Below are 10,861 nucleotides of genomic sequence, written 5' to 3'. Positions count from 1 at the left end.
TCGTGTTCGAGGAGTAGCATGAAGGCTGAGTGGGAAGGAGATTTAAAATGCTTTTCCGTTTTTGTTTTCTGTTTGTTTCTGTTTGCTGGAAAACACTATCACAAAATTTAATTATTTTAAAAATAAGACATTATCGATGAAAGAAGTATTTGTGGTGGTTTCAGGAAAGGGGTCGGAAGGGAAAACGACGTTGATCGTCAATTTGGCGGTTTTGATGGCTCAAAAAGACTACAGAGTCGCTGTTATAGACTTTGATCCCTCTCTAAATGCCTTATCTTCTCTCTGCAGGATTGACGACATTCCTCTTACGGCAAAGAACGTGCTTGATGGTTTTGCATCTATCGAGGACATCATTTACAGCGGAATTTCAGGAGTTGAAGTTATACCTGCCGGTATGGGCATCAGAGAATTTCGAAAAGCTGAGTTGAAAGGTTTGCTGGATATGGTGGCAGGATCGGCAGACATTCTTTTTCTTGACATTCGAGGCGGTCTTAGTGAGGAATCAGTTTTGGCCATCTACGCATCCACCTCTGTTTTGGCTGTAACGGAACCCAAAGTTGAATCACTTGAGGCATCTCTTCCATTACCCGGGATTGCCGAAAGACTGAAGGCAGACTTTGTGGGTGTTGTTGTAAACAAAAAGAGAGACGGAGAAGTTGAGGTTGATGATGTGGATGCTCTCATCGGTAACGTTATTGCAGAAATCCCGTATGATGAAGCTGTGAAAAAGTCGATGGCCTCTGGCAGCCCGATAATTTTCTCGTCTCCGATGAGTAAGCCTTCAAAAATACTTAATGAGGTTGCAGATGCAATTTCAGTTTGGGTAGGAAGTTTTGAGGGTGAAAGAAGAGAACTCGCTGCGAGGAGCAGACTCTTCAAGGCCCTGTGTCCATGAGAAACTACTTATATTGTCGTGTGAATTTTGTGTTGAATGAGGCAGAGGTTCGTCCTGGACACAACTGCAATAACTGATGCAGGACTGAGAATTAAGGAGGGTTACGAGTCTCTGTGTGAATCTGCTGCTGAAGTTCTGGACCTCATAGCTCTTGCAAGGCTTAAACTTGATATTAGCTGCTACATTCCATATCCATCAGTTTATACCGAGTTAACAAGCTTTTTGAAAAGATATGGATGTGATGAGGATATTTTCACTAAGCTCGACACCTGGCTTGTGAAAAAAACTCCGAACAGGTACGAAGTCAAGATTCCTGCCGCAATATTTTACGAATACATAATCACCGTAAGACAGAAGATGAACAGAGGGAGAAGGCTTGCTGAAGAGTTCATTCTCGAATCGTCCGCAATAACGGCAAAGCTTGAGGACAAGAGCAAGATTGAGGATGAGATTGGGGCTCTAATCTCCAAGTTCAGGGACAAGTACAGGGCGGTGATGAGACAGGGTATCCTTGACAGCGCGCCTGATTTAGATGTCCTCCTTCTGGCCAAGGAGTTGGAGGCAGGTGTTGTTAGCAGCGACGCTGGAATAAGAAAGTGGAGTGAAAGACTCGGCTTGAGATTCGTTGAGGCTGCAAAATTTCCGCGCATGCTGAAAGAGTACCTCAAGCTTATGGGTTCTGAAAATATTGTGCGAAAATTTGAGAATGAAGAAGAAGAGTGAAGAAGATTAAAAGATAAAAAATAAAAACTCCAATGTTAGTGGTCTTTTGAGGTGGTAAGATGCTAAGTGTGAATGAGATTGCAGCAGAAATCGTTGAAGACATGCTGGATTATGAAGAAGAACTGAGAATTGAATCTAAAAAGCTTGAAAACGGCGCTGTTGTTGTGGACTGCGGAGTGAACGTGCCGGGAAGTTACGATGCTGGAATAATGTACACACAGATCTGCATGGGTGGTCTGGCAGACGTTGACATCGTTGTAGACACGATCAACGATGTGCCGTTTGCATTCGTTACCGAGTACACCGATCATCCGGCTATTGCCTGCCTTGGAAGCCAGAAGGCTGGATGGCAGATACAGGTTGACAAGTACTTTGCAATGGGAAGCGGCCCTGCAAGGGCTCTCGCCCTGAAGCCAAAGAAGACCTACGAGAGGATAGAGTACGAGGATGATGCGGATGTGGCTGTAATCGCTCTCGAAGCGAACAAGCTTCCGGATGAGAAAGTTGTAGAATACATAGCCAAGGAATGTGACGTTGATCCTGAGAACGTCTACGCCCTTGTAGCTCCGACAGCTTCAATCGTCGGAAGTGTGCAGATTTCAGGAAGGATCGTCGAAACGGCAATTTTCAAGATGAATGAGATCGGATATGATCCGAAGCTCATCGTCAGCGGTGCTGGAAGGTGTCCGATTTCGCCAATTCTTGAGAATGACCTCAAGGCCATGGGCTCGACAAACGACAGCATGATGTACTACGGAAGCGTGTTCCTGACGGTCAAGAAGTACGACGAGATACTTAAGAATGTGCCAAGCTGCACAAGCAGGGATTACGGCAAACCGTTCTACGAAATATTCAAGGCTGCAAACTACGACTTCTACAAGATCGACCCGAACCTCTTCGCTCCAGCGCAGATTGCAGTAAACGACCTTGAGACGGGCAAAACTTATGTCCACGGGAAGCTGAACGCTGAAGTCCTCTTCCAGTCCTACCAGATTGTTCTGGAGGAGTAATTCTTTTTTATTTTGTATTTATAAAGTTTTTGCAGAAAATTTTTAAGTTTTAAAATCGTTTTTTCAACAGGAGGTGATGGTTCATGATAAAGAAGGTTCTGTTTCCGGTTGATTTTTCCTTAGTCTCAGAATATGCATTCGGTAACTGCATTCCAAAATTCTTTTCAACAGGTGCCGCACATGAACTTATTCTGTTCCACGCCCTTGATGTTGACCTGCAGTCTCCTCAGGAACTGGAAGTTGCAGAAAAACTTGAGAAAAAGTATATGGATAAAATAGAAGAGATTTCCGCCGAATTCAGAGAAATGGGAATAAACGCAAGAGGAGTTGTTAGGCTTGGAACTCCTGCCTTGGAAATTGCAAAGATTGCAGAGGAAGAAAATGTGGATCTAATTTACATGCCAATGAAGGGTGAAAACATCCTTAGAGAGATGCTTATTGGTTCTACCGCGGCGAACGTTGCAAGGATTGCCAAAAAACCGGTTCTGATGGTAAGATACGAGTGGGATAGAGGTAAAAAAGCTGTTAAATGTTACTGGGATGCAAGGAGAGTTTTTGACCGTCCGCTGCTTGCCTTAGACTTCTCGAAGTGCACTGAAAAAATAATCCAGTCTACAGAGCTTTTTAAGGAATTCGTGAAAGAGGCGATACTAATGCATGTTGTGGACTACGGAAAAGCGAGTGAATTGGAGAAAATTACGCAGGAAGCCATCCAGAAGCTAAATGAGATTGCCAATAAACTTGACTTTCCATGTGAGGTTGTTGTTCACAGCGGAGATGCCTCTAAAGAGATACTCATGACGGCTCCCTCAATGAATGCAACGCTGATCGTAATCGGGAAAAGAGGACGAAATATACTTCAACTGCTGATGGGCAGCACTGCTGAGATAGTCATAAGAAACTCGGTTTTGCCGGTGCTTATAGTGCCATGCGATTAGGATGCGATTAGGACTTTTTTAAGCTTAATTTAACAACTGGGTCTTTCGAAGAGAATTTCCTCTTAAAATTTTGATTGAAGTCAAAACCAAAAGTTAGAGCCACCTGCAAACTCTCCTCTCAACGCTCTCCACAATAACGTAAAGAATGAAGCCGAGGAGGGCCATTGTGGTTATTGCTGCATACATCATCTTGTAATCCGCCCTGCTCCAGGAATCGATTATCAAATATCCTAACCCGCTCGTCGTGGCAAAGCTTTCGGCAAAGAACAAGACCGCTATCGCTGTCCCTATGCTTATTCTCAAAGCCGTCATGATTTTCGGCATGACTGCAGGGATGATGACGTGCCTGTAGACATCAAACTTTGACGCTCCCAGTGACAATATCGAGTATATGTAGTACTCACTCACCTGCTTTGCCGCGTCTCTGGTTGTAACTGCAATCTGGAAGAAAAGGATGGTTGCGATGAGCAGAACTCTCGAAAGGTCACCTATTCCGAAAATGAGGATATAGAGAGGAAGAAGAACTATATGCGGGATTGGATAGAGAAGGTAGATTATTGGGGAAACGGCAGTATCAACAACCTTCTCGCGGCTGAATATTCCGGCAGGAAAGGCAAGAGAGAGGGCTAGGGCAAGGGAATACATAACTCTGAGTAAGCTCACCGCCGTGTGGCTTAATAGCTCTCTGCGAGATATCATCAGAGCCAGCACATCAACTGGGTTAGGTAGGGCTGGATTACTAAGCAAGTAGCTTGCAATTTCCCATAGAAAGAGCAGGGAGAGCAGAGTTATCAGGTAGCCCTTATAATTTGCCTCAGAAGCTTGCATCTTTCAAAAAACACCTCTTCATGCCTGTAATTTTCATCTCCAGCTTCCTCATTCTCCACAACTGCTTTAATCTTCCCAGGCCTTTCTGTCAGAACGATTATCTTTTTTCCAAGAAACACGGCCTCCTCTATACTGTGCGTCACCAGAACCATTGTCGTGCCTGTTTCCTTCCATAGCTTCAGGAGAAAGTTCTGCATTTCCTCTCTTGACAGAGCATCGAGCGACGAGAGGGGTTCGTCCATCAGAAGAATTTGGGGCTCAATGGCAATTGCTCTGGCTATGGCAACCCTCTGCTTCATCCCACCACTAAGCTGCTTGGGATAGGCCCTCTCAAAGCCAATAAGACCAAATTTTTTAAGGAGTTCTTTAATTTTCTTTTTCTCAGTTTCTCTGTCAACACCCCTGAGCCTCAAACCGAGAGCAACGTTATCGTAAACAGTCTTCCACGGAAAGAGTCCGAAGTCCTGGAGAATTAAAGCAGCACTTCTCAGAGGGGAATTCACAGCATTGCCATCAACCTTTACTTCTCCTTCTGAGGGTTTGAGGATTCCTGCAATAATCAGCAGAAGTGTTGACTTTCCGCAGCCTGAAGGGCCGATAATGGCACAGCTTTCTCCTCTTTCAACCTCAAAGGTTACGCCATCGAGGGCTTTTAAGTCGTCAAAAAATTTTGTAACGTTCTTTACTGAAATCATATGATGGCCTCTTCGTAGGGCACATCCTTTTCAATCAGCCCTCTCTGAATGGCCCATTCAAGGTACCGGTCGTAGTACTCCTTTGGTAGCTGCTGCGGTTCCGGGTAGTCTGGAATTGGATAGCTTCCTGCAATATCTTCTGGAACTCGTGCAATCTCGATGAACTTTTCTCTGTATTTCTCCTTATTCGAGTTTATCTCCTTCACAGCCTCTCTGTACGCTTCCAGAAACTTCTGAACCTTCTCCTTCTCAACATCCCCTCTGAAGACTATGACCGTCTGGGTAATGCTTTCGTTCAGCATCGCATCGCTCAGGATTAACTTGGCTCCCTTGCTGACGGCGTAGCTAGCCAGAGGTTCTGGCAGGACTGCAACCTCAATGTTTCCGTTCAGCAGAGCCTGCATTCTCACCGGTATCTTCGGGATGGAGACTTTGGTGTAGCTTACGTTGTATTCAGACAGCATGACGTCCAGTGCGTACTCTATTATCGTGTTAAGCGACACAGCTATCTCCTTTCCGTTCAGATCTTCCACAGTCTCGATTTCCGAGTTAGGTGAGGCGAGTATTGCGAAAACACCCTCTTTGGGCGTCTTTCCGAGGCACAGGGATGCGATTTTAACGTCGTAACCTTTGTCTCTCAGCAGTATCACCGCGAGCGGGTCGGTTACGACCGCATCAACCTCTCCAGCAGTTAGCGCGGCATCCCTCTCAACAGCACTTGAGAATTGAATCACCTCAACGTCAAGCCCGTTCCTTTCAAAAAATCCCTGCTCGTCCGCAACCACTATGGGAAGGGAGTCTTCTATTGGCAGTATTCCCACTCTGAGTTTTTCCAGCTGTCCAGATTGGCTGTATCCCGGTTCCGGCTGCTCGGATTGACTGCATCCCATCAAAAGCACGGTAAGGAGCAGAATGATTGCCAGCCTTCGCATGCTTAAAATTTGCTGTGGGTTCAAAAAATTTTGGGAGTGGCGGTAGTAAGCCCCCTTCTGTTCCGGCGGCATTAGACTGAGCCGCATACGCGTTGCACCCGGCGGGGAGGAGGCCGTTTCATCCGGAATGGGTGACCTCATCCTCTCGGACTCATCGCATTTCCCCATTCCGGTGTCGTTTCTGTTCCTCCTCCACCCCCTCTCGGGGGCTTTCCGCCATAGCGGGTGGGGGGACTTTCCTCCTCACGGTCAGCCGCCCACCGCCGCTCCCTACAAGTATTTTTCCCTAAGTTCTAATAACACTTTCTTCCGAATCGTCGGGAGTGTTGAAAAGACTGGGGGAAAACAGTAATCTATTTTTTTAGCTCCTTCAACAATGAGCATGTACGGAAAACTGGTTGAAGCGGCCGAGGATGTTTACGCTTACATACAGGGAAGAGGAGAGTGGTTTGCCAGTAACACGGGGTTGGTGGTGGGAGAAAAGTACGCTGTTGTTGTTGATTCCGTCTGCAGCGAGAGCAGAGCGAGAGAGGCCATTGAAAAATTCAGAGAGGTTACAAACAAGGACTTCAGAATTCTTATCAACACTCACGGTCATCCAGACCACGTGTGGACGAACCACATGTTTGATGCTGTGACGATAGCGCATGAAGAGGCGAGAAATGAAACTGCAACAGCATTTGTTGAAATATACCAATCTCTTTTCCCTGAACTCGACTTCAGCGGTGCAAAAATAACACCTCAAGATGTGACGTTTAAGAAGACCATGGCACTTCACATCGGGGAGGAACTGAAAATCGTCCATCCCGGCGTTGCCCACACAAAGGGTGATTGCTACGTTTACCTTCCACAAAAGAAAGTCGTCTTCTGCGGAGATCTGCTTTTCGCAAACCCCTGCACACCTTTTGCCATGGGCGGATCAATTCGAGGTAGTATTAAGGCACTGAAGGAGCTTCTTGACCTCGATGCAGAAGTCTACATCCCAGGACACGGAGAACTGGCTGGGAAAGAACACGTAGAGGATGCAATCAAATATTTTGAGTTCGTCTGGGAAGAGGCAAAGAAGAGGCACGAAAAGGGAATGAGCTGGTACGAGGCGACTATGGACATAGACTTGGGTGAATACAGAAAGTGGAACGAGTCAGAGAGAATAGTTGGAAACGTTGCCAGAGCCTATGCTGAAATTGAGGGGAGAGAGCTTGAATTTGCCGAAGTATTGGACGTGGCAAGAAAAATGCTGGGGTTTGAGAGGTGAGATATATTAGGCTCGTAACTTTTGAGAGGTTTGGAGAGGAGAGAATCGGATTCATTTTCGATGGCAAGGTCTTCGACCTCACACTCTGCTATGCTGCTCTGCTAAGAAGGGAAGGATTGCCGGTTGCGATGAGAGTCGCTCACGCACTGATGCCGCCAGACATGCTCAAGTTTTTAGAGGGAGAGGAGAAGGCGATAGAGGAAGCGAAGAGAGTTCAGGATTTTGTTGAAGAAAGAAACGGAGAGGTTGAAGGGCCTAATGGTGAAAAGGTCGCATGGCTTCTCGGCGAAATAAGGCTGAAAGCACCTCTGAAACCGAGGTTGATGGTTGACTTTTCGACTTTCGAGGAGCACGTCAGAATGGGGTTCGAGAAGCTTGGTATGAGCATACCGCAGGAGTGGTATCAGGTGCCTGTGGGCTACAAGATGAATCCCTACTCGGTAATAGGCCCTGATGAGCCAGTTATATGGCCAAGTTTCACGCAACTTCTGGACTACGAGCTTGAATTTGCAGTTGTTGTGGGAAAGAGGGGGAAGGACGTTCCGAAGGAAGAGGCAATGGATTACGTTCTGGGCTACACAATCGTAAACGATGTCAGCGCGAGGGACATGGAGTTCATAGAGCTGAAAGCAATGCCTCTCGGGCCTTTGAAGAGCAAGGACTTCGACAACGCCACGCCAATGGGGCCGTGTATAGTGACGAAGGACGAAATCAAAGACCCGCACAACCTCAGAATGGTTGCGAGAGTTAACGGCGAGGTTTGGAGTGATGCAAATACCGCTGACATGCACTGGAAAATTCCCGACCTAATCGCCCACCTCTCAAAGGATCAGACCATCCATCCCGGGACGGTGATGCTCTCAGGCACTCCCGGAGGTGGGTGTGGAATGCATGTCGGAAAACTCCTCAAACCGGGGGATGTTGTCGAGCTTGAGATTGAAGGTATTGGTGTGCTGAGAAATCCGATCGTCAAACTCTAATCGAGGATTTCTGACACCTTAAGAAGGAGGTTTCTCGCAGATAGAAAATCACTGACCTCCTCATTTTTTGACCTGAAAAGGTCTTTGAGCTTTCCTTTTTCGATAATTTTCCCGTTGAGCATCACCGCCACCTCATCTGCAAGCAAGGCCGCCTCCATAAGGTCGTGAGTTACGTGCAGAACAGGAACTTCGAAATCCTTCTGAACGAACTTCAGCATCTCCATCAGCACACCTTTGGTTCTTAAATCAACGGCCGAAAGCGGTTCGTCGAGCAGCAGCAGCTTAGGCTGGATAACGAGTGCTCTGGCCAATGCCACCCTCTGCCTCTCACCACCGCTCAGCCTTGCAGGTTTTCTGTCAAGCAGATGTGCTATTCCGAGCTTCTCCGCTATCTCTTTCACCCTTTTATCCCTCTCCAGCTTTTCAACTCTCCTGAGTCCATATCCTATGTTCTTGTAAACGTTGAGGTGCGGAAAAAGGGCGTAGTCCTGAGGGACGAAACCAACTCCCCTCTTCTCAGGAGGCAGAGAAGTGATGTCAGCGCCATTTAACTTTACTTCTCCCCTATCTGGCCTGATAATCCCGGCAATTATCTCGAGAAAAACGCTCTTTCCAGCACCCGTAGGTCCGAGCAGTACGCAGTAGCCTCTGTCCATCTCGAAATTGGCGTTCAATCTGAAATTTCCCAGCTTCTTTTCAGCTCTGACTCTCAGAAACATCCTCTCTCCCCACGAGAATTCTTAAAGCCACAAAGACGGCGAGGCTCAGCACTATGAGAATCGCTGCTACAGGCATCGCTGCAGATAAACCTTGGGAGAGGTAGCGTTCGTAAATCAGCGTTGGAGCTATCATCGGATAGTACGCTATAACCACCACCGCCCCAAACTCGCTTATCCCCCTTGCCCACGACATTATCGCTCCAGCTAGAATATGCCTGATGGAGAGGGGGAGGCTGACGGTTATGAAAACCCTTGAGGGGGAAGAGCCGAGAGTCCTCGCAACGTGCTCAAGCCTGACGTCAATACTTGCAAACCCTTCCTTAGCCTGATTTACGTAAATCGGAACAGAAACAAACAGCATTGCAACAACAATTCCCGGGAGAGCATCCACAAACCTGACTGGAGAGAAGTTCCCAATTATCCCGTTGGAGCCGAAAACGATAAGAAGAGCGATCCCAGCAACAGTGTGCGGAATCACTACTGGCAAATCCACGATCCCCTCAACCAGACCTTTCCCCGGAAAGCTGTACCTAGCAAGTATGTATGCGAGAGGAGTGCCAAAGACTACAGCAATCAGTGTAGAAATCAGAGCGGCGTAATAGGTTGTCAGAATTACCCTCCAGACGGCTGGGTCTGATGCTGCCTTAAGAAACTCATCAAAGTTGAAGAACTGGAGAGTTACGGTTGTGGCTATCGGCAGCAGGATGAAGAGGAGGATTACGGAGGATAAAGCTGCCAGAACAGCAGAGAAAACCAGCCTCATATTTCCACCAGCTCCTTGAGGGATTGGGGGATGTTAGGATTATCAGCCATTGCCGGGACCACCGGATCCTGTCCGAGTTCCCTGAGAATTTTCTGACCCTCCTCGCTGACCACAAGTTTAACAAACTCCTCTGCAAGCTCCCTGTTTTCAGCGTCCTTCGGTATCGTGATGCCGTATACGATAGGCTTTCCCGAAACCTCTCGACCATTCGCCATAACGACCTTCACCTTGCCATAAAATTCAGCGTAATCTGGACTGCTGAGGTCTATTTGTGGTGGCAGTTCAACAAACCGGAATCCGTGCTGCTTGGCCACGCTCTTGTAGATGAAAAAGTAGTCTATCTCTCCACTCTCTACCAGATGAATAAGCTCCATTTCCATGCTTCTGATCATTATCTTGCTCTCGTCAACTTCAATTTTCTCCGAAGGATGCATTGTGAGAATGTAGCTGCCGTTCTCCTCGGTAAAGTCAAGGTTCGAGTGCTTTGCCACAAGGTCATCAAAGATTTTCGTGTCGTTGTAGTGAAGTTCAGCAAGCTGGATGACCATCAGCGAGCGGTAACCGCAGGGGTCATCGTTGGGGTTGGAAAAGCCAAATCTGACGTCAGGTCTTCTCAGAATCTCGTACCAGTTCCGAGAATTGATTTCATCTGCATACCTGCTGTTGTCGTTGTAGGCGAGCACAATCTGGTTTTTGGCAAACATTATTGTCCAGTTCGCATACTCAGGATACATCATTTTCTGGATGAGCGTGTAGTCCGCAGTTGCGATGACGTCAGCTTTTCTGCCAAGCTCCGTCACCTTTCTAATCGTTGCGGCACTTCCTGCAGCTTCGGTTTGAACCACCACGTTCGGATATTTTTCTTCGAAAGCTTCCTTGAAGGCCTTCATTGGTTCGGTTAAACTGCCTGCGTGGAATACTTTTAAGGTTACATTGGCAGTTTCGTTAGTTGAGCATCCAAGCAATATTGACCCGAGTATCAGCAGGAGTAAAACTTTGAATCTCATACCACACCTCGATATGCATTGCTGAGCATATCGCGTATATAAGACTTGCTATATCTCTCTCGGGGTATGTCCACATTACCAAAACCTATAAATCTAAAACATAACACTAAAATATG

At 47.0% G+C, this 10,861-nt stretch carries 12 protein-coding genes and 1 other RNA gene; 6 read left to right on the top strand and 7 right to left on the bottom strand.

The window, feature by feature from the left end; translation table 11 throughout:
* Positions 1-136 precede the first annotated feature (136 nt).
* From H0Z19_RS10515 to H0Z19_RS10500, 4 genes are all read left to right on the top strand, one after another.
* The gene (locus H0Z19_RS10515; protein WP_290726420.1) at positions 137-895 is read left to right on the top strand and encodes a MinD/ParA family protein; all 759 of its coding nucleotides are present in this window, start codon (positions 137-139) and stop codon (positions 893-895) included.
* Positions 896-931: 36 nt separating this feature from the next.
* A complete protein-coding gene (locus tag H0Z19_RS10510) occupies positions 932-1,618 on the top strand; it encodes an RNA ligase partner protein (RefSeq protein ID WP_290726418.1) in 687 nt (228 codons plus the stop codon).
* A gap of 59 nt (positions 1,619-1,677) precedes the next feature.
* Positions 1,678-2,628, top strand: a complete 951-nt coding sequence (gene mch / locus H0Z19_RS10505) for a methenyltetrahydromethanopterin cyclohydrolase (RefSeq protein WP_290726417.1) — start codon at positions 1,678-1,680, stop codon at positions 2,626-2,628.
* A gap of 83 nt (positions 2,629-2,711) precedes the next feature.
* Positions 2,712-3,566 carry a universal stress protein gene (locus tag H0Z19_RS10500; protein ID WP_290726415.1) on the top strand — a complete coding sequence of 285 codons (855 nt, stop codon included), beginning with the start codon at positions 2,712-2,714 and terminating at the stop codon, positions 3,564-3,566.
* Positions 3,567-3,659: 93 nt separating this feature from the next.
* Here H0Z19_RS10500 and H0Z19_RS10495 read toward each other — a convergent pair whose 3' ends face one another.
* From H0Z19_RS10495 to rnpB, 4 genes are all read right to left on the bottom strand, one after another.
* Positions 3,660-4,394 carry an ABC transporter permease gene (locus H0Z19_RS10495; RefSeq protein WP_290726414.1) on the bottom strand — a complete coding sequence of 245 codons (735 nt, stop codon included), beginning with the start codon at positions 4,392-4,394 and terminating at the stop codon, positions 3,660-3,662.
* Entirely contained in the window at positions 4,358-5,089 is a 732-nt protein-coding gene (locus H0Z19_RS10490; protein WP_290726413.1) for an ABC transporter ATP-binding protein, read from the bottom strand. Before H0Z19_RS10490 ends, H0Z19_RS10495 begins: the two co-directional genes overlap by 37 nt.
* The gene (locus H0Z19_RS10485) at positions 5,086-6,021 is read right to left on the bottom strand and encodes a MetQ/NlpA family ABC transporter substrate-binding protein (RefSeq protein WP_290726412.1); all 936 of its coding nucleotides are present in this window, start codon (positions 6,019-6,021) and stop codon (positions 5,086-5,088) included. The genes H0Z19_RS10490 and H0Z19_RS10485 overlap by 4 nt, the downstream gene beginning before the upstream one ends.
* Before the next feature lie 34 nt (positions 6,022-6,055).
* An RNA gene (gene rnpB / locus H0Z19_RS10480) (RNase P RNA component) lies at positions 6,056-6,290 on the bottom strand.
* A 113-nt stretch (positions 6,291-6,403) separates the two neighbouring features.
* Here rnpB and H0Z19_RS10475 point away from each other — a divergent pair.
* Both H0Z19_RS10475 and H0Z19_RS10470 read left to right on the top strand, forming a co-directional pair.
* Complete coding sequence (locus H0Z19_RS10475) at positions 6,404-7,276, top strand: MBL fold metallo-hydrolase (protein WP_290726411.1); 873 nt, start codon at positions 6,404-6,406, stop codon at positions 7,274-7,276.
* Complete coding sequence (locus tag H0Z19_RS10470; RefSeq protein WP_290726410.1) at positions 7,273-8,256, top strand: fumarylacetoacetate hydrolase family protein; 984 nt, start codon at positions 7,273-7,275, stop codon at positions 8,254-8,256. The genes H0Z19_RS10475 and H0Z19_RS10470 overlap by 4 nt, the downstream gene beginning before the upstream one ends.
* On the opposite strand, the gene H0Z19_RS10465 is transcribed toward H0Z19_RS10470, so the two are convergent.
* From H0Z19_RS10465 to wtpA, 3 genes are read right to left on the bottom strand one after another with little or no spacing between them, the layout of a single operon-like run.
* The gene (locus H0Z19_RS10465; RefSeq protein WP_290726409.1) at positions 8,253-8,975 is read right to left on the bottom strand and encodes an ATP-binding cassette domain-containing protein; all 723 of its coding nucleotides are present in this window, start codon (positions 8,973-8,975) and stop codon (positions 8,253-8,255) included. The two genes, H0Z19_RS10470 and H0Z19_RS10465, sit on opposite strands and share 4 nt — an antisense overlap.
* Positions 8,953-9,738 carry an ABC transporter permease gene (locus tag H0Z19_RS10460; protein ID WP_290726407.1) on the bottom strand — a complete coding sequence of 262 codons (786 nt, stop codon included), beginning with the start codon at positions 9,736-9,738 and terminating at the stop codon, positions 8,953-8,955. Before H0Z19_RS10460 ends, H0Z19_RS10465 begins: the two co-directional genes overlap by 23 nt.
* Positions 9,735-10,745 carry a tungstate ABC transporter substrate-binding protein WtpA gene (wtpA, locus tag H0Z19_RS10455; protein ID WP_290726405.1) on the bottom strand — a complete coding sequence of 337 codons (1,011 nt, stop codon included), beginning with the start codon at positions 10,743-10,745 and terminating at the stop codon, positions 9,735-9,737. Before wtpA ends, H0Z19_RS10460 begins: the two co-directional genes overlap by 4 nt.
* Positions 10,746-10,861 lie beyond the last annotated feature (116 nt).

This window comes from Archaeoglobus sp. (genome assembly GCF_017656475.1).
GTDB lineage: Archaea > Halobacteriota > Archaeoglobi > Archaeoglobales > Archaeoglobaceae > Archaeoglobus.
The sequence above is the reverse complement of the archived record's forward strand: the minus strand, read 5'-3'. Positions and strand labels throughout refer to the sequence as shown.